A 21,479-nucleotide genomic window follows, 5' to 3' on the forward strand; every position below is an offset into this window, starting at 1 on the left:
TCTCTTGACGCGCTGACCGCCCCTGCCTAGGTTTACCCGACAGAAAGTAGTTTCGGCCCGGCGTAGACGATCGGGACGACTGCCGAGGAATCCGTCAACGACGAAGGGATCATCCGTGAAGACGAGGAAGCACGCTCGGGGCCTCGCCGCCGCCGTCCTGCTGGGGACGGCCGCCGCCGCACTGACCGGCTGCGCGAGCGGCTCCGGGGGAGACTCCGGCTCCGCCGCGGGAGGCAGCTACACGTTCTGGGACCCGTACCCCCAGTTCGACGAGTCGTCCGACTGGGCGAAGCTCATCGACTCCTGCGGGACCGAGGCCGGCGTCACCGTCGAGCGCACCGGCTACGACACCACCGACCTGACCAACAAGGCGCTGCTCGCCGGCCAGCAGGGCAACTCGCCCGACCTCCTGCTCGTCGACAACCCCGTGGTCTCGACGCTCGCGGAGTCGGGCATCCTGACCACGACCGCCGAGTCCGGGCTCTCCACCGACGGGATCGACGCGAACATCCTCGCGGCCGGCCAGACCGGCAGCGACACCTTCGGCGTGCCGATCGGCGCCAACACGCTCGCGCTGTACTACAACAAGGCCGTGCTCGAGAAGGCCGGCGTGGACGCCGCCTCCATCACCGACTGGGCCGGGCTGACCGACGCGCTCGAGAAGGTCACCGCCTCCGGCGGCAAGGGCATCACGTTCTCCGGCATCGGCACGGAGGAGGGGACCTTCCAGTTCCTGCCGTGGTTCTGGGGCTCCGGCGCCGAGCTGACCGACCTCGACTCGCCCGCCGCGGTCGACGCCGTCTCGCTCTGGAGCGACTGGCTCGAGAAGGGCTACGCGCCCAACTCCGTGATCGGCAACACGCAGACCACGAGCTGGCAGGAGTTCGAGACCGGCGAGTACGCGTTCGGCGAGAACGGCACCTGGCAGCTGGCCAACGCGAAGGCCTCGGGCATCGACTACGGCGTCCTGACCATCCCGTCGAAGGACGGCGGAGCGGCCCCCGCACCGACCGGAGGCGAGTTCCTCACCCTCCCGGTGCAGTCGGATACGGCGCGCTACGAGACCTCGAAGCAGATCGCCGAGTGCCTGACCTCGACGGAGAGCCTGGTCACGACCGACAACACGCTCTCGTACATCGCGCCGACGGCCGAGGCGCAGCAGGAGCAGGTCGCCGGCAACGCCGACCTCGAGCCGTGGGTCACCGCCGTGCAGGCCGCGAAGGGCCGCACCTCGGACGACCTCGGCACGAAGTACCCGAAGATCTCGGAGCAGCTGTGGGGCGCGGTGCAGACCGTGCTCAGCGGCTCGCAGTCTCCCGAGGACGCCCTGAAGGCCGCCCAGTCGGCCGCCGAATCCGCCACGAAGTAGGACGACCGGGGGCTCCCGCTCCCCGAACGAGGTCCCCCCGGCCGGTGCTCCGCGCACCGGCCGGGGGGACGGGAGAGACCATGACCACTGCCACCGAGACCGCCCGCCTTCTGCGGCGCGGCACCGAGCCGCCGGCCCCGCCCGCCCCGGCCGCCGAGAGCCGTCGGCGCCGCTGGCGACCCGAAGGCGGCCGCCTGGTCGCGTGGGCGTTCCTCGCCCCGCTCGTCGCCTACCTGCTCGTCTTCTACGCGTTCCCGCTCTACCGCAACCTCGAGCTGAGCCTGAAGGACTACACGGTCCGCTCGTTCGTGCAGGGGAACGCGCCCTTCGTCTGGTTCGACAACTACGTCCAGGTGTTCCAGGACGCGACCTTCGGCCCGGCGCTGCTGCACACGGCGGTCTTCACCGGCGTCTCGCTCCTCTTCCAGTTCACGCTGGGGCTGGCGCTCGCCGTGTTCTTCTACCGCCGCTTCCCCCTGGCGAGCACGCTCCGGGCGCTGTTCCTGGTGCCGTGGCTCCTGCCGCTGATCGTCTCGGCCTCGACCTGGTCGTGGATGCTCAACAGCGACTCCGGCATCGTGAACGCGTTCCTGGAGTCGTTCGGGATCGGCCAGATCAACTGGCTCACCTCGCCGACCACCTCGCTGATCGCGGTCCTGATCGCGAACATCTGGATCGGCATCCCGTTCAACCTGGTGATCCTCTACTCCGGCCTGCAGAACATCTCGCAGGACCTCTACGAAGCGGCCTCGCTCGACGGCGCGACCGGCGCCCAGCAGTTCTGGCGGATCACGCTGCCGCTGCTGCGCCCGGTGTCGGCGATCACGATCCTGCTCGGCCTCGTCTACACGCTGAAGGTGTTCGACATCATCTGGATCATGACGAAGGGCGGCCCCGCCGACTCCTCGACCACTCTCGCCACCTGGACGTACCAGCTCGGCTTCGGCTCGATGCTGCCCGACTTCGGACCGGCCGCGGCCGTCGGCAACCTGCTGATCATCCTGGCCCTCGTCTTCGGCCTCGTGTACATCCGCGTCCAGCGGAAGCAGGCCGACTCGTGACCGCCCGACGCCCCTGGTACCTGACGGTGGTCGGGATCGCCCTCACGGCGGTCATGCTGTTCCCCGTCTACTGGATGATCAACGTCTCCCTCACTCCGACCGGCTCGATGCGGAAGGATCCGCCGGACTGGTTCCCGTTCTCGCCCACGTTCACCGGCTACCAGGCGGTGCTGAGCGAGCAGCTGCCCTACCTGGGCACCAGCCTCGTCGTCGGCCTCGGCACGGTGCTGCTGACCGTGGCGATCGCCGCTCCCGCCGCCTACTCGCTGGCGAAGCTGCGGCCCCGCGGCGGGCAGGCCCTCTCGTTCGTGCTGCTGATCGCGCAGATGATCCCGGCGATCATCATGGCGATGGGCTTCTACGCCATCTACCTCAACCTGGGACTGCTCAACTCGATCCCGGGCCTGATCGTGGCCGACTCCACCATCGCGGTGCCGTTCGGCGTGCTGATCTTCACGGCCTTCATGTCGGGGATCCCCGACGAGCTCACCCAGGCGGCGCGGATGGACGGAGCGAGCGCCTGGCGCACCTTCACCTCGGTGATCATGCCGATCAGCCGCAACTCCGTGGTCACCGTCTCGCTGTTCGCGTTCCTCTGGGCCTGGTCGGACTTCATCTTCGCCTCGACGCTCGACAGCGGCGGGAAGCTCCAGCCGATCACCCTCGGCATCTACAAGTACATCGGCAACAACAACCAGGAGTGGAACTCGATCATGGCGACCGCCGTGGTCGCCTCGCTCCCGGCCGCCGTCCTCCTCGTCGTCGCCCAGCGGTACGTCTCGGCGGGAGTCACCGCCGGCGCCGTCAAGGACTGACCCGTCCCTCCAAGGAGACACCGTGACCCTCACCGCCCCCACCGCCACCGCCCTCGGCGGCCCGGTCGCCCCCTCGCGGAGCGCGCTCCGGCCGCTGCGCCAGGACGAGATCCGCCTCACCGGCGGCTTCTGGAAGCACTACCAGGACCTCAACTCCTCCGCCGTCATCGAGCACTGCCGCTCGTGGATCGAGCGCGTCGGCTGGGCCGGCAACTTCGACCGTGCGGCCGACGGCTCGATCTCGTCCGCCGAGGGCGGCGACGCGCACGCGGGCATCGAGTTCGTGGACTCCGAGGTCTACAAGCTCCTCGAGGGCATGGCCTGGGAGCTCGGCCGGAGCGACGACGCCGGGCTGCAGGAGCGGTACGACGACCTCGTCTCGCGGGTCGCCTCCGCCCAGGACCCGGACGGCTACCTGCACACGAGCTTCGGCCGGGCCGGCCAACGTGCGCGCTACTCCGACCTGGAGTGGGGCCACGAGCTGTACAGCTTCGGGCACCTGATCCAGGCCGCCGTGGCGCGGCTCCGCACCGGGCACGACGACCTCCTGCCGCAGGTCGCCCGGCGCCTCGCCGACCACGTGCACCGCGAGTTCGGGCCCGAGGGGAGGGTCGCCGTGTGCGGCCACCCCGAGATCGAGCCGGCGCTCGCCGAGCTGGCGCGGGCGACGGGGGAGGAGCGCTACCTCGAGCTGGCCCGCCTCTTCGTGGAGCGGCGCGGGATGGGGACGCTGAAGCCGATCGCGTTCGGCGCCGAGTACTTCCAGGACGACGTGCCCGTGCGCGACGCGGAGGTGCTGCGCGGCCACGCGGTGCGGGCCCTCTACCTCGCCTCCGGGGCTCTCGATGTCGCGGTCGAGACCGGCGACGCCGAGCTGGAGGAGGCGGTCCGCCGCCAGTGGGAGGCGACCGTCGAGCGGCGCACCTACGTCACCGGAGGGATGGGCTCGCACCACCAGGACGAGGCGTTCGGCGCCGACTACGAGCTGCCGCCGGATCGCGCCTATGCCGAGACCTGCGCGGCGATCGGCTCCACGATGCTCAGCTGGCGGCTCCTGCTCGGCTCGAACGAGCACCGCTACGCGGACCTGATGGAGCGGACGCTGCTGAACGCGGTGCTCCCCGCCACCCGCGACGACGGCCGCGCCTTCTTCTACACGAACACGCTGCAGCAGCGCGTCGACGGAGTGGCGCCGGACGAGTCGCGCGAGACCGACCGCGCGCAGTCCAGCCTCCGCGCGCCGTGGTTCTGGGTCTCGTGCTGCCCGACCAACACCGCCCGCACCCTCGCGAGCGTCGAGCTCGGCTTCGCGACCGCCACCGACGACGGGGTGCAGCTTCACCAGTACGGCGCGTACGAGGTGCGCACCGGAGGCGTCGCGCTGCGCGTCGAGACGGAGTACCCGGCAGACGGCGAGATCGTCGTGCGGATCCTCGAGGACGCGGAGTTCGCGCTGACGCTGCGGGTGCCGCCGTTCGCGCGGGGCTCGGCGCTGCTCGACGGCGAGCCGGTCTCGACGCCGACCGTCACCGTCCGCCGGGCGTTCTCCGCCGGCGACACCGTGCGGCTCTCGCTGCCGATGTCGGCCCGCTTCGTCGCCCCGCACCCCCGGATCGACGCGGTGCGCGGCCAGGTCGCCCTCGAGCGCGGGCCGTTCGTGCTGGCGATCGAGTCGCTCGACCTGCCCGAGGGCCTGGACACCGAGCACATCGCGGTCGACGCCTCGGTGCCGCCCGTCGTGACGGCGGAGGGAGCGCGCGTGTCCCTCGTGGCGCGCGAGGCGGCTCCCGGTTGGCCCTACGGCTCCGTGCCGATGGAGGAGGGGCGCCGCTTCGAGGCAGAGTTCCGGCCGTACCACCGCTGGGCGAACCGCGGACCGTCGACGATGCGGATCTGGACGCCGACGGCCTGACCCGGCGGCGCTCGCGAGAACGCAGAAGTCGTCGCACTCGTGTGTGAGTGCGACGACGCCTGCGTAGTGGCTGCCGTTGCGGCGCCGTGCGCTCAGATCCAGCCGCGCTCGCGGGCCTCGATCACCGCGCGCTGGCGGGTGTCGACGTCGAGCTTGCGCAGGATCGACGAGACGTGGTTGCGGACGGTGCCGGAGGAGAGGTGCAGCGCCGCGCCGATCTCGCCGATCGTCTCGCCGCGGGAGCCGGCGCTGAGCACGTCGAGCTCGCGGTCGGTCAGCGGGCTGCGCGTGCTCGCCAGGGCGTCGGCGGCGATCTCCGGATCGACGTAGCGGCGTCCGCTCGCGACCTGGCGGATCATCTCGGCGACGTCCTCGATCCGGCGCGACTTCGGCAGGAAGCCGCTGACGCCCGCTCCGAGCGCTCGCCGCAGGACCCCCGGCCGCGCGTGCCGGGTGACGACCACGACCCGCGTCGCGGAGACCCGGCGCAGCCGCTCCGCCGCCTCGATCCCGTCGAGCCCGGGCATCTCGACGTCGAACAGGCACACGTCGGGCTGCAGGCGCAGCGCCTCCGCGACCGCCTGCTCGCCGTCGCGGCACTCGCCCACGATCTCGAGGTCCTCCTCGAGGCGGAGGAGCGCGGCCAGCGCCGTGCGGATCATGTCCTCGTCGTCGGCGATCAGCACCCGGATCACGAGTCGCTCCCCACCGGCAGGCGCGCGTCCAGCTCGAAGGAGCGGCGGACCGCCGCGGCGCGCAGCGTCCCCCCTGCCCGCTCGACCCGCTCCGCCATGCCGAGGACGCCCGAGCCGGTCCCGTCCGCCTCCTCCGCGTGCGGTGCCAGGTCGTTCACCGCCTCGAACCGCCACTCGTCCTGCTCCCGCGCGAGCCGCAGCCGCGCGCTGGAGCCGCCGCGGTGCTTGAGGATGTTCGTCGTCGTCTCGCGGACCACCGGCCCGAGCGTCTCGGCCGGCGCGTGAGCCGCCGCCGGGTCGACCTCGAGCTCGACGCGGAGCCCGGCCGAGCGGAGCAGGTCGGCGGCGTTGGCCAGCTCGTCGGCGAGCGGGACGCTGCGGAAGCGCGTGGCGAGCTCGCGGGTGCCGGTGCGGGCGCCGTCGACCGAGCGCTGGGCGGCGCGCAGCTGCTCGAGAGCGGCCTCCGGGTCGCTGCCGAGGAGGCGCTCCGCGAGCTCGAGCTGCAGCGCGATGACCTGGAGGTGGTGGCCCTGGAGGTCGTGCACGTCGCCGGCGAGCAGCAGGCGCTCCTGGGCGGCGGCGAGCCGGCCCTCGGCGGCGCGCGCCCGGTCGAGCTCGCGGACGATGTCCCACCACCACAGCGCGCTGACGACCGTCAGGGGCAGCAGCGTCGCGAAAAGCAGGAGGGTCGAGAGCGCGGCCGACGCGTCCGGCGCCGCTCGCGTCTGCTCGAGCACCGCCGCGACCGCGAGGACGATCGTGCAGAGCACCATCACCCGGAGCCGCACCCCGCTCTGCCAGGGCAGCACGGCGACCAGGGCAGCACGGCGACCAGGGTCGCGGCGAGCGAGAGCCCGAGCGCGAGGCTCCCGGCGGCCGTGCCGGTGAGCGCCGCGGCCGCCACTCCGAGGCAGAAGACCAGGGTCGGCGCAGCCCGGAGGCGCACCGGGCCCTCGCGGTCGGCGCGCCGGTACGCGAGCGCGGTCGGCGAGAACACCGCGACCCAGGCGGCCGCACCCAGGAAGTAGGCGCCCTTCCGCCACTCCTCGGCCTCGGCGCTCAGCACCGCCACGGACCAGACGGCCAGGACGATCACCACGAAGGAGGCGGCCGACGCGAGCGTGTACCACCAGGTCACGGCGACGCCGCGGCCTGCGCGCACGGGCGGATCCGCCTCGGTCGTGTTCACCATGCGGCCCAGGCTACGACCATGACACTTGTCACCCCTCGGGCCGTCGATCCTCCCGGGACGCGGTGACCCGGCGGCACTGCCGCGGCGCTCCCGGACACGGTCGGATGGAGGAGTCCCGAGAGCCGGGGCCACGAACCGGAAGGCACGACCATGACGATCATCAGCGACGCGATCCTCGGATTCCAGGACCTGATCGGCCGCGTTCCCGAGCTCGTGCAGCCCCTCGTCGTCGCCGCGGCCGGGGCCGTCCCCTTCATCGAGGGCGAGGGAGCGGCGAGCATCGGGATCATCGGCGGCATCCACCCGGTTGTCGCCGGGCTCGCCGGGGCGATCGGCAACTTCGTCTGCGTGGCGCTGCTCGTGCTGCTGGGCACCGGCGTGCGCTCGGCGATCACGGGCCGCTCGGAGGCGAAGCGGACGACTCCGCGGCGCGAGAAGTTCCAGCGGGCCTTCACCCGCTACGGCGTCCCGGGCGTGAGCCTGCTGGGGCCGCTGCTGCTCCCGACGCACTTCACCGCGGTGATGCTGGCGGGCGCCGGAGTCGGCCGCGGGCGGATCCTGCTCTGGCAGGGCGTCGCGATCGCGCTGTGGACGACGGTGCTGACGGTGATCGTCGGGCTCGCGGTCTCGGGCGGGACGCAGGCGGGCTGAGCGGGCCGGACACGGTCCTGAAGCGTGCGACCCCGGTGGCGCAGAGGCGTCCGCGCCACCGGTCAGTGCCGGATGCGCCGTCCCGGTCCGCCGTCCGGGTCCGCCGGGCCGGCGGACTGCAGGTGGGTGTGCAGGCGGATGAGGGTGTCGCGCAGCCGGGTCTTGACGGTGCCGAGCGGGATCGACAGCTCCTCCGCGATCTCGGAGTGGCTGTACCCGCGGACGTAGGCGAGGTAGAGGACGTCGTGGTGGATGGCGGCGAGCTGCCGGATCGCGCCGGCCGCGGGCGCCAGGGCCAGCCGGACGTCCGAGCGCTCCCACTCGTGATCGCGCGGCCGGTCGAGGACCGTGTACTGCAGCTCCCGGCGCCGCGCCGACCGGTCCGCACGGGCGCGGTCCACGGCCCGGCGGTGCGCGACCTGGGCCAGGAAGGCGAGCACGGGACGGCCCGGGTCGAGCGAGCGCGCGGTGCGCCAGAGCTCGAGGTAGACCTCCTGCGCGACCTCCTCGGCTGCGGCGCGGTCGTCGAGCACGGCGTCCGCGACGGAGACGACCCGGCCCGCGGTGAGCGAGTAGAGCTGCCGGAAGGCGGTCCGGTCGCCCGCGCAGACCCGCAGCAGCAGGGCCGCTGACCGCGCAGGGCTGTCCCCGGGCTCACGCCGCTTGCCCGTCATCGTCGACACAGGGCTCAGCCTGGCACCGCGGACGCGCTCCTCCCGGGGTTACTCCCTGTGAGGTGGCCCCCGTTAGAGGCTCACTTTCACAGGAGTCCGCCGATGCGCGCCGCACGCCCGCCGATGCGCGGCCCCGGTCGCCGCACGGGGCCCGTGCGGCGGCGTCGACGGACTCGACCGCCCGTCAGGCGGCGACGCGCGCGTTCGACTGCGCGAGGAGCGCGACCGAGCGCAGGCGCGCCTCCGTCTGCAGCGACGCGTGAGCGACGATGACCTCGTCGGCGTCGGCGGAGCGGGCGAAGTCGGCGGTGTAGTCGGCCACCTGGTCGCCGGTGCCGACACCGGTGTAGGTGGTCATGCTCGCGACGTGGGCGCCGATCGGGGCGCTGAGCAGGGCGTCGAGCTCCTCATCGTCGAAGGTCTGGCCGACGGGGATCTGTCCGCTCTGGCGCAGCAGCATCATCAGGCGGGCGCGCTTCATCTGCGCGAACTGCTCCTGCGCGTCCTCCTCGGTGTCGGAGGCGATGGCGTTCATCCCGGCGATCACGTAGGGCGCGTCGAGCTGCTCGGAGGGGCGGAAGCCGCGGCGGTACTCCGCGACGGCCTGGTGCAGCGCGTCCGGAGCGAAGTGCGAGGCGAACGCGTACGGCAGGCCCAGAGCGGCCGCGAGCTGCGCGCCGAAGAGCGAGGAGCCGAGGATGTAGAGGGGGACGCGGGTGCCGGCGCCCGGCGTCGCGCTCACTCCGGGGATGCGGGACTCGCCGGCGAGGAACGCCTGCAGCTCCAGCACGTCCTGCGGGAAGCGCTCGGAGGAGTCGGGGTCGCGGCGGAGCGCGCGGAAGGTCGCCTGGTCGCTGCCGGGGGCGCGGCCGAGTCCGAGGTCGATCCGGCCCGGGTGCAGCGTCTCGAGGGTGCCGAACTGCTCGGCGATGGTGAGCGGGGAGTGGTTCGGCAGCATGACGCCGCCGGAGCCGAGGCGGATCGTGGAGGTCTGCGAGGCGACATGCGCGATGAGCACCGAGGTCGCGCTGGAGGCGATGCTCGCCATGTTGTGGTGCTCGGCGTACCAGACGCGGCGGTAGCCGTTCCGCTCGGCCTCCTGGGCCAGGGCGACGGAGGCGGCGAAGCTGTCGCGAGCGGTCTCACCGGGGGCGATGGGGGCGAGGTCGAGGATGGAGAGGGGAACGCTCATGGTGAGGGCAACGCCCGCGACGGCTCCGGTGTTCCCGTCGCGGGCGCCTTCCTCACGCCTCGGGGATGTCGCGGCCGTACGCCTCCAGCGTCACGGCCTCGGGCTCCGGTCCGCCGCGCACGCCGGCCTCGAGGGCGTCGATCCTTGCGAGCTCCGAGCCGGAGAGCGCGAAGTCGAACACGTCGATGTTCTCGGCGATGCGCTCGGGGCGGGTCGACTTCGGGATGACCTGGCGGCCCTCCTGCAGGTGCCAGCGGAGCATCACCTGCGCGGCCGTCTTCCCGTACTTGGCGCCGAGCTCGAGGAGCACCGGGTCGTCGAAGCTGCGGCGCGGGGAGTCGCGGTAGGCGGTGATGCCGCCGATCGGCGACCAGGCCTGGGTGAGGATGTCGTTCTCGCAGCCGAAGCGCTCGACCCGCCGCTGCTGGAAGTACGGGTGCACCTCGAGCTGGTTCACCGCGGGGACGACGTCGGTCTCGGCGAGCAGGCGGGTGAGGTGCTCGACCATGAAGTTGCTTACGCCGATCGCCCGCACCCTCCCGTCGGCGAGCAGCCGCTCGAGCGCCCGATAGGCGTCGAGGGTGCGGTCGAAGGCCTCGGGCAGGGCCTGGTGCAGGATCAGCAGGTCGATCCGCTCGACGCCGAGCTTGCCCGTGCTCTTGTCGAAGGCGTGCAGCGTCTCGTCGTAGCCGTAGTCGCTGATCCACACCTTCGTCTCGAGGAAGACGTCGTCGCGGCCGGCGATCGCCTCGCCCACCTCGCGCTCGTTGCCGTAGGCCGCCGCCGTGTCGATGTGCCGGTACCCCGCGTCGAGCGCGGCGGCGACGGCGGCGCGGGTCTCGTCGGGCGGAGTCTGGAAGACGCCGAGTCCGAGGGCGGGGATCTCGACACCGTTGTGGAGAGTGAACGTGTTCATGAGCCCACGCTACGTCCGCAGACGCCGAGTCGCCCGAGAAGCCGCGCGCGACTCCTCAGGCGACCCCGTCGCTCCGGCCCTGTTCAGCCGTCGATCGGCAGCAGGATCCCCTTCACCGTCTCGTCCGTGGCGAGGAACTCCTGCACGGCCGGGTCCTGGAAGGCCTGGACGAGCTTCTTCACGTTCTCGGTGTCGCGGTACTTCGAGCCGATGGTGAGCTGCCCGGCGAAGTCGTCGGGGGCCTGCGGGGCGAAGATCTGCTGCTCGATCGGGATGCCGGCGGCGAGGTAGTACTCGGTGTAGCCGACGGCCGCGTCGAGGTCCGGCAGCGCGCGCGACTGGGCGGCGAAGTCGAGCAGCGTGAACTGCAGGTTCTTCGGGTTCTCGGCGATGTCGTCCTGGGTCGCGGTGCCCGGCTCCGTGCCCGGCTTCAGCGTGATCAGGCCGGCGTTCTGCAGCAGCCAGAGGCCCTGCGCCTCGTTGGCGGGGTCGGAGTAGAGCGAGACCGTGCCGCCGTCGGGGATCTGGGAGACGTCGGAGTACTTGTCGCTCCAGAGCCCGAAGCCCCAGCGGAAGACGGGGGTGGCCGCCTCCTCCTCGAAGTCGGGGTTGGCCTCGAGCACCTGTCCCAGCCAGAGCTTGTGCTGGTACACCGTGGCCGCGACCTCGCCCTCGCTCACCGCGCGGTTGATGGTGTTGCTGTCCGAGAGCCCCTTGAAGGCGACGGTGATGCCGTAGCGCGGCGCCACCTCCTCCGCGACGAAGTCGACCAGGGCCTGCTCGGAGGCGTTGCCCTCGGCGGTCGCGACGTAGAGCGTCGCGCCCTCCTGCTCGTTGGCCGAGACGGCGGGGGAGAGGAGCGGGACGGCGATCGCGGAGGCGACGCCGACGACGACGACGGCCGCTCCGGCGATCCAGGGCCAGCGGCGCTTCTTCTTGAGATCGAATCCGAGGTCGTCGGGAGTGGACATGGCGATGCCTTTCGAAGAGGGGGCGCGCGGGCGCGCGCGAGGGACGCCCGAGGGCGCAGGAGGAGGAGTGGTTCTAGACGGCGGCCGCGACCCGGGGCGCTCGCCGCGAGCGGGAGGCGCCGGGCGTGGTCGCGCGGACGAGGGCGTCGCCGGTGAGCTGCACGGTCGCGACGGTGGCGACCAGGATCACGATGGTGGCGAGCATGACGGTGGTGTCGAAGCGCTGGTAGCCGTAGGTCACCGCGACGTAGCCGATGCCGCCGGCGCCGATCGTGCCGGCGATCGCCGAGTACTCGATCATCGCGATCGTGTTGATCGTCAGGCCGCCGATGATCTGCGGCACCGCCTCGCTCAGCTGGGCGGTCCGCACCACCTGCAGCCGCGACGCTCCGGAGGCGCGGGCGACGCGGGTGAGCGAGAGCGGCACGCTGCGCAGCGCGTTCTCGACGATCCGGGTGAAGAAGGCGATCCCCGCGATCGACATCGGCACGACGGCGGCCGCGATCCCGATGTTGGTGCCGGTGATCAGGCGCGTGAACGGCATGATCGACGCCATCAGGATGAGGAACGGCAGCGAGCGGCCGACGCTGATGACGGCGCTGAGCACCTGGTGGGCGGCCCGGTTCTCGGCCAGCCCGCCCGGAGCGAGGTTGTGCACGAGAGCGCCCAGCGGCACGCCGACCAGCACCACGATCGCCATGACGATGCCGACCATGATCAGCGTCTCGCCGAGCGCCGGCAGCACCAGCGCGGGGATCTGCTCGAGCGGGACCTTGTTGTCGAGGTGGAGGATCATGCCGCCACCTCCTCGGCGAGGACGCGCACGCCGGCGGGCCGGACCGACAGGCCGAGCTCGGCCGCCGCACGGGTGAGCCGCGCCTCGTCGACCGGGCCGAGCCCGATCGTCGCGTGGCCGACCGCCTGCCCGTCCACCGTCTCGATCGCCGCGCCGAGCAGCGAGACGGGGCCGACCGCCTCCGCGAGCCGGGTGACCCAGTCGGTCGGCACTCCGGAGCGGGAGTAGCCCACCACCCATTCGCCCAGACCCGGGCCGGGCGCGACGGAGGGGCGCACCGGGTTGAGGGCGAGGCCGAGCGGGGACGCGGGGTCGCGCAGCAGGTCGACGAGGCGCCCCGACTCCACGATGCGGCCGTGGTCGAGGCGGGCGACGGAGTCGGCCACCTGGCGCACCGTCTCCATCTCGTGGGTGATGAAGAGGATCGAGAGGCCCAGGTCGTCGCGCAGCTCCTTCAGGAGCGTGGTGATCGCGGTGGTCGAGGCGGGGTCGAGGCCCGAGGTGGCCTCGTCCGAGAGCAGCACCGAGGGGCGGAGGGCGAGCGCGCGGGCGATGCCGACGCGCTGGCGCTGACCACCGGAGAGCTGGTGCGGGTAGTAGCGGGCGCGGTCCGAGAGGCCGACGCGCTCGAGCAGCTCCGCGACGCGGTGCTTCGTCTCGGCGGCGGTGACGCCGAGGTACTCCAACGGCAGGGCCACGTTCTGCTCGGCCGTGCGGCGGCTGAAGAGTCCGTCGGACTGGAAGACGGTGCCGATGCGGCGGCGGGCGACGCGCAGCCGCTCCTCCGAGAGCTGCGAGAGCGCCTCCCCGTTGACGACGACCGTGCCCGAGGTGGGCCGTTCCAGGAGGTTCACGCAGGCGGCGAGCGTGCTCTTGCCCGCACCGCTCGGGCCGACGACGGCGAAGATCTCGCCGGTCGCGACCGAGAAGTCGAGGCGGTCGAGCACGGTCGCCGGACCGTACGACTTGCTGAGCTGCTCGAGCCGGATCATCGCGTTCCTTCGGACGGGTCGGGCGGCCGCGGCCTCTCCGCGTCGTCCCGGACACGATGATGGAGCACCGCGGGCCCGCCCGTCCCGGCCCGCGTCGCCCGGCGTAACCCTTCGTCGCCGGGCGTAACAGTGCGCGGGGCGGAGGGGGTCGCTCACGCCGGTCCCGCCGCTGCCGGGCGCTCCCGCTCAGCTCGCGGCGGCCGCCGCGCGGGGGCTCTCGGCGCTCGCCTCGCGGTCGAAGCGCTCGCGGCTGAAGACCTGGTCGGCGGTCGTCAGGGCGAGGCCGATCACGCCGGCCAGCTCGCCCAGGTCCGATGTGTGGATGGTCAGGTGCCGCGTGGCGAGCGGGTGGGTGCGCAGGTAGACGCGCTCGCGCAGGCCCGACATCAGCACCTCGCCGCAGTCGCCGAGCTGGCCCGAGATCACGATGGTCCGCGGGTTGAGGATGTTGACGAGGTCGGCGACCGCCTCGCCGAGGACGCGGCCGGCCTGGCGCACCGCCTGGGTGGCGCGCATGTCGCCGCGGAGCACGCGGGCCGTGACGTCGGCGACGTGCTTGATCGAGGGGTCGTCGGCCGAGAGGTCGCGGACGAGGGCCCAGCCGCTCGCATACGCCTCCACGCAGCCGGCGTTGCCGCAGCGGCAGGGCAGCGGATCCGCGTCGACCGTGCCCGTGACCGCGCGGGTGTGGCCGATGTCGCCGGCCGCGCCGACGGCTCCGCGGATCGTCGCTCCGTTGAAGACGAGGCCCGAGCCGATGCCGGTGCCGAGCTTCAGGCTGATCAGGTTGTCGGAGCCGTGGTGGCGCGACTCGGCGAGGGCGCGGGCGTTCGCGTCGTTCTCGATGACGACCTGCACGCCCTCGTGCGGCTCGGCGAAGTAGCCGGCGATGTCGAAGTCGTCCCAGCCGGTCATGATCGGCGGGTTGCGCACGCGCCCGGCGGCGAACTCGACCGGCCCCGGGACTCCGACGCCGATGCCGGCGACCGCGTCGCCCTGCTGCAGCCGCTCGAACGCGGCGATCACCAGCGAGAGCACGGCGTCCGGTCCCTCCCAGACGTCGACGACGCCGCTCTCGTGCCGGAGGGGGGTGCCGCGCAGGTCGCAGGCGGCGGCGACGAACCCGCTCGCCCCGATGTCGGCGGTGAGGAACACCGTGCCGACGAGGTTCATCGCGAACATGCTCGAGGGGCGCCCGCCGGTCGACTCGCCGCCGGTGGTGGGGGCGATCAGGCCGAGATCCACGAGGGTCGCGAGGCGCTGGTTGACGGTGGAGCGGGAGAGCCCCGTCTGCTCCATCACCGCGTTGCGCGAGACCTCGCCCTGCTCGCGGAACAGCGCGAGGACGTCGGCCACGTGCGAACCGGCCTCGCCGGTGGAGTACCCCGTCATCGCTCCCCCTCTTGTCACGGTCAGCGTACATGCCTGCCGACGGGAAACCTGAAGTTCCCCGACTTTCGTGTTGCGGTAACGCGAAAGCGCCGGTAGTTTTCACACACCGGCACGCAGTGGTGCCACTGATCCTCAAGGATGACGATGAACCGCACAGCACGCCGCCTCCTCCCGGTTCTCGCACCGGTCGGCGCCCTCGCACTCCTCCTCACCGGCTGCGCCTCGGGTGGCGACACGGCCGCCGGCGGCTCCGGATCGACCAAGGTCGCCGCGGTCATCAAGGGCCTCGACAACCCCTTCTTCCAGGCGATGGAGAACGGCATCGAGGACACCGCGAAGGACGACTCCGTGGACGTCTCGGTGCAGGCCGCCGCCGACATCGGCGACACCACCGGACAGGCGGACAAGCTCACCACGGTCGCCGGCCAGGACTTCGGCTGCCTGATCGTCAACCCGATCAGCGGCACGAACCTGGTGCAGGCCCTCGCCTCCGCCACCGGCAAGACGATCGTCAACATCGACAGCCCGCTCGACCCCGACGCGGTCGAGGCCGCGAACCTCGACGTCACCACCTACATCGGCACCGACAACGAGGCCGCGGGCGGCAAGGCCGGCGACTTCCTCCTGCAGCAGCTGCCCGCCGGCTCCGAGGTCGCCGTCATCGGCGGAGTCTCGGGAGACGTCACCAGCGCCGCCCGCGTCGACGGCTTCACCGCCGCGATCGGCTCCGACCTCACCGTCGTCCAGGAGGCCGCGGCCGACTGGAAGCGCGAGGTCGCGCTGACCAAGGCGACCGACATCCTCGCCGCGAACCCCGACGTGAAGGCGTTCTTCGCCGCGAACGACGACATGGGCCTCGGCATCGTCAAGGCCGTCGAGAACGCGGGCCTCACCGGCTCCGTCCAGGTGGTCAGCGTCGACGGCAACGAGGACGCGCTGCAGTCCGTGAAGGACGGCGGGCTCACCGCCACCGTCGCCCAGTACCCCTTCGCGATCGGCCAGCTCGGCGTGCAGGCGTGCGAGGCCGTCGGCGCCGGCGAGGAGATCCCCGCCGAGATCGAGTCGCCCACCGCGCTCGTGACCTCCGAGACCGCGGAGCAGGCCCTCGGCGCCTTCCCCCAGCCGTTCGAGGAGTTCGACAACCCGCTCGCCGCGCTCGTCCCCGGCAAGTAGGACCTCCCGCCCATGGCAACCCAGGAAGCGACCATGACCTCAGTCACCGCCCGACCCCCGGCCAGCGCCTCCCCGCTGCTGGCGAACCTCCGTCAGCTCAGCTTCTGGGCCGAGAACGCCGCACCGATCGGGCTCGTCGCCCTGGTGATCGTGTTCTCGATCGCGACGCCGACGTTCCTCAGCCTCGGCAACATCAAGGCGATGCTCGTCGCCGCCGCGATCCTGGTCATCCTCTCGATCGGCCAGTCCTTCGTCATCACCACCGGCGGCATCGACCTCTCGATCTCGGCGACGATGACCGTCGGAGCGGTCGGCTTCGGCATCGGCTGGAGCGCCGGCTGGGGCTTCTGGCTCTCGGCGCTCGCGGCCCTGCTCTTCGCGGGGCTGATCGGAGTGATCAACGGCTTCCTGATCGCGAAGGGCAAGGTCACCGACTTCATCGCGACACTGGGCACGCTCTCGGTGGCGACCGGTCTCGCGCTGATCGTCTCCGACGGCAAGCCGATCACGGTCGGCAGCCCCGAGCTGCTCCGCCTCACCACCGGCTCGATCGGGATCATCGGCTACCCGATCATCCTGGCCGCGGTCATCGGAGTCCTCGCCTGGGTCGTCATGTTCCGCACCCGCTTCGGCCTGCACGTGCAGGCGGTCGGCGGCAACGAGGAGAGCGCGGTCGCCAACGGCATCAAGGCCGGACGCGTGCGCATCGCGGTGTACATCATCGCCGCCGTCCTCGCCGGAGTCGGCTCGCTCCTCCTCGTCGCCCGCGTCGGCGCCGCGGAGCCGGCCATCAACACGCAGTACCTGCTCAACTCCATCGCGGCCGTCGTGCTCGGCGGAGTGAGCCTCACCGGCGGCAAGGCCAAGATCGTCGGCCCGATCATCGGAGCGTTCCTCCTGACCGCGCTGACCAACGGCCTGACCCTGCTCGGCGTCTCGCAGTTCTACCAGCCCCTCGCCGTCGGCCTGGTGGTCGTGCTCGCCGCCCTCATCACCCGCTACCAGAAGAAGTGAGCCCAGCCATGACCAGCGACATCCTGCTCGAAGCGCGGGACATCAAGAAGTCCTTCGGCGGCGTCCACGCTCTCAAGGGAGCGTCGATGTCGATGCGCCGCGGCGAGATCACCGCCCTGATCGGCGACAACGGCGCGGGCAAGTCCACCCTCGTCCGCTGCCTCTCCGGGGTGCACCCCGCCGACTCCGGCACCATCACCCTCGACGGCGACGTGGTGCACTTCACCACTCCGCTCGGCGCGCGGGACGGCGGCATCGAGACGGTGCACCAGACCCTCGCCCTGGTCGAGGACCTGACCGTGTGGCAGAACTTCTTCCTCGGCCGCGAGCTCACCAAGGGCGTGCCCGGGGTGCGGTTCCTCGACCGCACGCAGATGAAGAAGACTGCCCAGGAGCTGCTCGGCGACCTCGCCGTGAACGTCCCGCCGGTCACCAGCAAGGTCCGCCGCCTCTCGGGCGGCCAGCGCCAGGCGGTCGCGATCGCCCGGGCCGCGGGCTGGGGCAGCAAGATCGTGATCATGGACGAGCCGACCGCGGCGCTCGGCGTCCAGGAGACGGCGCGCGTCGAGAAGATCATCCTCAAGCTGCGCGACGCCGGAGTGGCCGTGCTGCTGATCAGCCACAACTTCGACCAGGTGATGCGCCTGAGCGACCAGGTGTGGGTGATGCGCGCGGGCCTCGCCGTCGCCTGCCGCCGCACCGCCGAGACCAGCGGCGACGAGCTCGTCTCGCTGATCACGGGCGCGAAGGCCGCCTGATGCACCCCGAGTTCCTGCACCGCGGGAGCACGGAGCGCTCGTCGCCGATCGGGGTCCACGCGGGCCTGCTCGTCGGCGACTGGACGCCGGAGTCGGGGCGCCGCGCGATCGGCGCCGCCGCCTCGATCGGCTTCGACCTGATCGAGATCCCGGCTCCCGCCGACCCCGACGCCTCCGCGTGGACCGCCGACCTGCTCGACGAGCACGGGATCGACGCGGTCGTCTCGCTCGCGCTGGACGCCGACTCCGACATCACGGACCAGGCCACGGCCGGCCGCGGCGAGGAGCGGCTCCTGGCGGCCGTGCGGTTCGCCGAGGCGATCGGCGCGCGGTACGTCGGCGGAGTCACCTACTCGGCCATGCGCAAGTACGAGCACGCGGCCGACATGGCTGCCCGCTCGCGCTCGCTCGACGTGCTGCGGAGGGTCGCCGCGGCCGCCGCTCCCGCCGGCGTCGTCGTCGGAGCGGAGTACGTGAACCGCTACGAGAGCAACCTGCTGAACACGGCCGCCCAGACCGCCGCGTTCCTCCGCGAGCTCGACGCGCCGAACGTGCTCCTGCATCTCGACACGTTCCACGCCCACCTCGAGGAGGTCGACCTCGCGAGCGCCGTCCGCGACGCCGGCGACCTGCTCGGCTACCTCCACGCCTCCGAGAACCACCGCGGAGAGCTGGGCACCGGGAGCACCGACTGGACCGGGCTCGCGGCGGCGCTCGCCGACTCCGGCTACCGCGGACCGCTGACCCTCGAGAGCTTCTCGCCCGCCGTCCAGCCCCCGGCCTCGGCCGAGGGCATGGGCCTCTGGCGCGAGCTCTGGCACGACCCCGTCGCCCTCGCGACCTCCGGCCACGCGTTCCTCGCGGACCTGCTCGACACCGACCCCGCGGCCCGACGCCGCCCCTGAACCTCTCGAACCAAGGAGCACAACCATGACCACGAACTCTCTCGGAGTGCACGCCCTCGTCTTCGCCGGCGGCACCACCCCCGACGAAGTGACCGCGACGATCGAGCAGACCAAGGCGGCCGGATTCGACCTGCTGGAGCTCTCGCTGCACGACGTGCAGAACCTCGACACCGCCTCCGCCCGCGCCGCACTCGAGGCGAACGACCTCGGCATCGTCTGCTCGCGCGGCCTCGCCTTCTCGGCCGACGTCTCCAGCGACGACCCGGAGGTGGTGGCCCGCGGCGCGAAGCTGCTCGCCGACTCCCTCGAGACCACCCACGCGCTCGGCGGCACCCACTTCACCGGCGCCCTCTACAGCGCGCTCGGGAAGTACAGCGCGCCCCTCTCGGCCGCGGGCCGCGCGAACGTCGTCTCGGTGCTGACCGACCTCGCCGCGGAGGCCGCGACGAAGGGCATGACCCTCGGCCTCGAGATCTGCAACCGCTACGAGACCAACGTCATCAACACCGCCGCGGACGCCCTGCGCCTCGCCGACGACATCGGCGCCGACAACGTCTTGATCCACCTGGACACGTACCATATGAACATCGAGGAGGACGACTTCTTCCGCCCGGTGCTGCTCGTCGGGGATCGTCTCGGGTATGTCCACATCGGCGAGAACCACCGCGGCTACCTCGGCAGCGGCCACCTCGACTTCACGACGTTCTTCCACGCCCTCGCCGCGATCGACTACCGCGGACCCATCACCTTCGAGTCGTTCTCGTCGGCCGTCGTCTCGCCGACCCTCTCGAACGACCTCGCCGTGTGGCGGAACTTCTGGAACGACGGCCCCGCGCTCGCCCGCCACGCCCACGGCTTCCTGGTGAACGCGCTGGAGAGCAGCCGTGGCGAGGCCTGAGACCGAGGTCGCGCCCGACGCGGCGCGGCCGGGCCTCGACGAGCTGACCGGGCGCGCGCTCGCGCTGACCTCGCCGGGCCGCCGCGCGATCGTCGCGATCGCCGGCAGCCCCGGGGCAGGCAAGACCACGCTCGCCCGGGCCGTGGTCGCCCGCGCGAACGAGCTCGCGGGGGAGGGGACCGCTGCCTTCGTGCCGATGGACGGCTTCCACCTCGCCAACGCCACGCTCGACGAGCTCGGCCGCCACGACCGCAAGGGCGCCCTCGACACGTTCGACGGCTGGGGCTTCCTCGCCCTGGTACGGAGGCTGCGCGCCGAGACCGACCACGTCGTCTACGCGCCCACCTTCGAGCGCACCGTCGACGAGGGAGTGGCCGGCGCGCTGGCCGTGCGCCCCTCCGCCTCGCTCGTCGTGCTGGAGGGCAACTACCTCCTCGTCGACGAGGGCCCGTGGGCGCTGCTGCGCGCCGAGTTCGACGAGGCCTGGTTCTGCGCGACTCCCGAGACCGAGCGCTTCGAGCGCCTGGTCGACCGCCACGTCTCCTTCGGCCGCGCCCCCGAGGCGGCCTCCGCCTGGGCCTCCGAGGTCGACGGGCGGAACGCGCTGCTGATCGAGGCCACTCGCGACCGCGCCGACCTGATCGTGTCGGGGACGGCGGCGGGGGTGGTCTGACGCCCGATGTGGCGGAGGAGCGGTCCGCTTCGGGGCGCGACCTCGGCTCTCGGGCGGGTCCGGCCGGTCGATCGGTCGGACGACGGAGGACCCGTCGCCCGGCGGATGCGGTCTCGACGGGTCGGGCGCCAGGCTCGAGGGATGGACGACTCGACACGGAACTCCACGGAACAGCCCTCTCCCACCACCCCGCCGGCCGTTGCGCGCCCCGGAGCCGGGCAGCCGCCCCTCCCCGTCGCTCTCCTCCTCCTGCTGCGGCGGAGCGACGGGCGGCCCGCGGCTTCGTCGGGCGCTCTCGACACCGTCCTGGCCGCTTCCGTCCTCGCGGAGCTCTCCCTCCAGCGGCGCGTCGAGGTGGACGCCGGAGTCGTCGCCCTCGGGCCGGAGCGGTCCGCGCTCGGGGACGCCGTGCTCGACGGGGCCCTCGGGTGGATCGAAGCGGAGCGAGCACCGCGCAGCGCCTCCTGGTGGATCGCCCGCCTCACGCGGAGGGAGCTGCATGCCGCCCTCCTTGAGCGGGTCGCCGCCGTGGAGCCGGCGGAGGACGAGCGGCTGCGGATCCGGGTCGCCGAGGTCCTCGCGGCTCGGACGGCGCCCCTGCCGTCGGACGCGGCGCTCATCGGCCTGCTCGACGCGGCCGGAGCGCTCTCGCCGAGGCCCGGCATCCCGGACCGGCAGGCGATCCGGTCGCTCGCGGCGCAGCACTGGGCAGGGCCGGCGGCCGCCGCCGTCCTCGCGGGAACCGCCGCGAGCGTCACGGGAGCCGCGGTGATCGCGGCGGCGACGACGGTCACGATCACGGGCATGTGATCCGATGCGTGTGACTCGCTGAAGCCGCGCGCCCCTACTCCGCCGGGTAGTCGGGCGCGACGAAGACGCAGAACGGGTGGCCGGCCGGATCGGCGAGGACGTGGAGCGCCTCCTCCGGGTCGTCGCTCCTGTCCTCGATCAGCTCGGCGCCGAGGGCGAGCGCCCGGGTCTTCTGCCGGTCGAGCTCGTCGGCGTCCGCGACCATGAAGTCGAGGTGCAGCTGCTGCGGGACGGGCCCCTCCGGCCAGGTCGCGCGCGGCAGGGCGGCCACCCGCTGGAATGTGAGCTTCGCGCCGTCGGCGGTGACGATCGCGACCCACTCCGCCTCGTCGTCCGAGCCGTCCGCGGGCGGCTCGTCGCCGGGGCGGTACTCGCCGCCGAGCAGGGCGAGGTAGAAGGCGGAGAGGGCGCGGGCGTCCTCCGTGTCGAGGACGACCTGGCGCAGGCGCATGCGGGCAGGGTACCGCCGGACGGCACCTGAGAGGGATGACGTGCTGTGCGGGACGGCTGCGGCGGGCCGGGCGTCGTGGGTCGCGGCCCGACGTCGGCTGAGAAGGGGGGTCCCTGCCCCGACACGGCAGGCCGCGTCTCAGCGGAGGTTGTCCAGCTCTCTCGCTCCC

Annotated in this window: 23 protein-coding genes; 12 read left to right on the forward strand and 11 right to left on the reverse strand. The window is 72.5% G+C overall.

Annotated elements, in window-relative coordinates:
* Positions 1 to 115 precede the first annotated feature (115 nt).
* The 4 genes from C5D36_RS02275 to C5D36_RS02290 all read left to right on the forward strand — a co-directional run bounded on the left by C5D36_RS02275 (position 116) and on the right by C5D36_RS02290 (position 5,157).
* Complete coding sequence (locus C5D36_RS02275) at positions 116 to 1,369, forward strand: extracellular solute-binding protein (protein WP_104291937.1); 1,254 nt, start codon at positions 116 to 118, stop codon at positions 1,367 to 1,369.
* An 80-nt stretch (positions 1,370 to 1,449) separates the two neighbouring features.
* Positions 1,450 to 2,430 (forward strand): carbohydrate ABC transporter permease, encoded by a 981-nt coding sequence (locus C5D36_RS02280; RefSeq protein ID WP_104225802.1) that lies wholly within the window; start codon positions 1,450 to 1,452, stop codon positions 2,428 to 2,430.
* Entirely contained in the window at positions 2,427 to 3,245 is an 819-nt protein-coding gene (locus C5D36_RS02285) for a carbohydrate ABC transporter permease (protein WP_104222699.1), read from the forward strand. The genes C5D36_RS02280 and C5D36_RS02285 overlap by 4 nt, the downstream gene beginning before the upstream one ends.
* Positions 3,246 to 3,267: 22 nt before the next feature.
* The gene (locus C5D36_RS02290) at positions 3,268 to 5,157 is read left to right on the forward strand and encodes a glycoside hydrolase family 127 protein (RefSeq protein WP_104295090.1); all 1,890 of its coding nucleotides are present in this window, start codon (positions 3,268 to 3,270) and stop codon (positions 5,155 to 5,157) included.
* Between the two features lie 92 nt (positions 5,158 to 5,249).
* Here C5D36_RS02290 and C5D36_RS02295 read toward each other — a convergent pair whose 3' ends face one another.
* Genes C5D36_RS02295 through C5D36_RS02305 form a run of 3 tightly spaced genes read right to left on the reverse strand, consistent with a single transcriptional unit; the run spans position 5,250 to position 7,044 of the window.
* On the reverse strand, positions 5,250 to 5,852 hold the full coding sequence (locus C5D36_RS02295; RefSeq protein ID WP_104295091.1) for a response regulator transcription factor: 603 nt from the start codon (positions 5,850 to 5,852) through the stop codon (positions 5,250 to 5,252).
* Positions 5,849 to 6,661, reverse strand: coding sequence for a sensor histidine kinase (locus C5D36_RS02300; RefSeq protein ID WP_104295092.1), 813 nt, complete (start codon positions 6,659 to 6,661; stop codon positions 5,849 to 5,851). The genes C5D36_RS02295 and C5D36_RS02300 overlap by 4 nt, the downstream gene beginning before the upstream one ends.
* Positions 6,625 to 7,044, reverse strand: coding sequence for a hypothetical protein (locus tag C5D36_RS02305; RefSeq protein ID WP_104295093.1), 420 nt, complete (start codon positions 7,042 to 7,044; stop codon positions 6,625 to 6,627). Before C5D36_RS02305 ends, C5D36_RS02300 begins: the two co-directional genes overlap by 37 nt.
* Before the next feature lie 150 nt (positions 7,045 to 7,194).
* Here C5D36_RS02305 and C5D36_RS02310 point away from each other — a divergent pair, with 150 nt between their 5' ends.
* On the forward strand, positions 7,195 to 7,695 hold the full coding sequence (locus C5D36_RS02310; protein ID WP_104295094.1) for a small multidrug efflux protein: 501 nt from the start codon (positions 7,195 to 7,197) through the stop codon (positions 7,693 to 7,695).
* A 62-nt stretch (positions 7,696 to 7,757) separates the two neighbouring features.
* Here C5D36_RS02310 and C5D36_RS02315 read toward each other — a convergent pair whose 3' ends face one another.
* The 7 genes from C5D36_RS02315 to C5D36_RS02345 form a co-directional block, all read right to left on the reverse strand.
* Positions 7,758 to 8,369 carry a sigma-70 family RNA polymerase sigma factor gene (locus C5D36_RS02315; RefSeq protein WP_244229683.1) on the reverse strand — a complete coding sequence of 204 codons (612 nt, stop codon included), beginning with the start codon at positions 8,367 to 8,369 and terminating at the stop codon, positions 7,758 to 7,760.
* 184 nt (positions 8,370 to 8,553) lie between these two features.
* A complete protein-coding gene (locus C5D36_RS02320; RefSeq protein WP_104237741.1) occupies positions 8,554 to 9,561 on the reverse strand; it encodes an LLM class flavin-dependent oxidoreductase in 1,008 nt (335 codons plus the stop codon).
* Positions 9,562 to 9,613: 52 nt separating this feature from the next.
* On the reverse strand, positions 9,614 to 10,477 hold the full coding sequence (locus tag C5D36_RS02325) for an aldo/keto reductase (RefSeq protein ID WP_104295095.1): 864 nt from the start codon (positions 10,475 to 10,477) through the stop codon (positions 9,614 to 9,616).
* A gap of 83 nt (positions 10,478 to 10,560) precedes the next feature.
* A complete protein-coding gene (locus C5D36_RS02330; RefSeq protein ID WP_104225807.1) occupies positions 10,561 to 11,448 on the reverse strand; it encodes a MetQ/NlpA family ABC transporter substrate-binding protein in 888 nt (295 codons plus the stop codon).
* 73 nt (positions 11,449 to 11,521) lie between these two features.
* Positions 11,522 to 12,244 carry a methionine ABC transporter permease gene (locus C5D36_RS02335; protein ID WP_104222708.1) on the reverse strand — a complete coding sequence of 241 codons (723 nt, stop codon included), beginning with the start codon at positions 12,242 to 12,244 and terminating at the stop codon, positions 11,522 to 11,524.
* Complete coding sequence (locus C5D36_RS02340; protein ID WP_104262564.1) at positions 12,241 to 13,236, reverse strand: methionine ABC transporter ATP-binding protein; 996 nt, start codon at positions 13,234 to 13,236, stop codon at positions 12,241 to 12,243. The genes C5D36_RS02335 and C5D36_RS02340 overlap by 4 nt, the downstream gene beginning before the upstream one ends.
* A 186-nt stretch (positions 13,237 to 13,422) precedes the next feature.
* Positions 13,423 to 14,628 carry an ROK family transcriptional regulator gene (locus C5D36_RS02345; RefSeq protein WP_104291933.1) on the reverse strand — a complete coding sequence of 402 codons (1,206 nt, stop codon included), beginning with the start codon at positions 14,626 to 14,628 and terminating at the stop codon, positions 13,423 to 13,425.
* Between the two features lie 144 nt (positions 14,629 to 14,772).
* On the opposite strand from C5D36_RS02345, the gene C5D36_RS02350 reads away from it, so the two are divergent.
* The 7 genes from C5D36_RS02350 to C5D36_RS02380 all read left to right on the forward strand — a co-directional run bounded on the left by C5D36_RS02350 (position 14,773) and on the right by C5D36_RS02380 (position 20,859).
* A complete protein-coding gene (locus C5D36_RS02350) occupies positions 14,773 to 15,801 on the forward strand; it encodes a substrate-binding domain-containing protein (RefSeq protein WP_104257780.1) in 1,029 nt (342 codons plus the stop codon).
* Positions 15,802 to 15,834: 33 nt separating this feature from the next.
* The gene (locus tag C5D36_RS02355; RefSeq protein WP_104237738.1) at positions 15,835 to 16,815 is read left to right on the forward strand and encodes an ABC transporter permease; all 981 of its coding nucleotides are present in this window, start codon (positions 15,835 to 15,837) and stop codon (positions 16,813 to 16,815) included.
* 8 nt (positions 16,816 to 16,823) lie between these two features.
* The gene (locus tag C5D36_RS02360; RefSeq protein ID WP_104295096.1) at positions 16,824 to 17,573 is read left to right on the forward strand and encodes an ATP-binding cassette domain-containing protein; all 750 of its coding nucleotides are present in this window, start codon (positions 16,824 to 16,826) and stop codon (positions 17,571 to 17,573) included.
* Entirely contained in the window at positions 17,573 to 18,478 is a 906-nt protein-coding gene (locus C5D36_RS02365; RefSeq protein ID WP_104295097.1) for a sugar phosphate isomerase/epimerase, read from the forward strand. Before C5D36_RS02360 ends, C5D36_RS02365 begins: the two co-directional genes overlap by 1 nt.
* Before the next feature lie 25 nt (positions 18,479 to 18,503).
* Positions 18,504 to 19,376 (forward strand): sugar phosphate isomerase/epimerase, encoded by an 873-nt coding sequence (locus tag C5D36_RS02370; protein WP_104295098.1) that lies wholly within the window; start codon positions 18,504 to 18,506, stop codon positions 19,374 to 19,376.
* Complete coding sequence (locus C5D36_RS02375) at positions 19,363 to 20,049, forward strand: nucleoside/nucleotide kinase family protein (protein ID WP_104266546.1); 687 nt, start codon at positions 19,363 to 19,365, stop codon at positions 20,047 to 20,049. The genes C5D36_RS02370 and C5D36_RS02375 overlap by 14 nt, the downstream gene beginning before the upstream one ends.
* Before the next feature lie 141 nt (positions 20,050 to 20,190).
* Complete coding sequence (locus C5D36_RS02380; RefSeq protein ID WP_181072734.1) at positions 20,191 to 20,859, forward strand: GPP34 family phosphoprotein; 669 nt, start codon at positions 20,191 to 20,193, stop codon at positions 20,857 to 20,859.
* Positions 20,860 to 20,893: 34 nt separating this feature from the next.
* On the opposite strand, the gene C5D36_RS02385 is transcribed toward C5D36_RS02380, so the two are convergent.
* Positions 20,894 to 21,310 (reverse strand): VOC family protein, encoded by a 417-nt coding sequence (locus C5D36_RS02385; RefSeq protein ID WP_104262559.1) that lies wholly within the window; start codon positions 21,308 to 21,310, stop codon positions 20,894 to 20,896.
* Positions 21,311 to 21,479 lie beyond the last annotated feature (169 nt).

The organism is Rathayibacter sp. AY1C6, from assembly GCF_002931535.1.
Lineage (GTDB): Bacteria > Actinomycetota > Actinomycetes > Actinomycetales > Microbacteriaceae > Rathayibacter.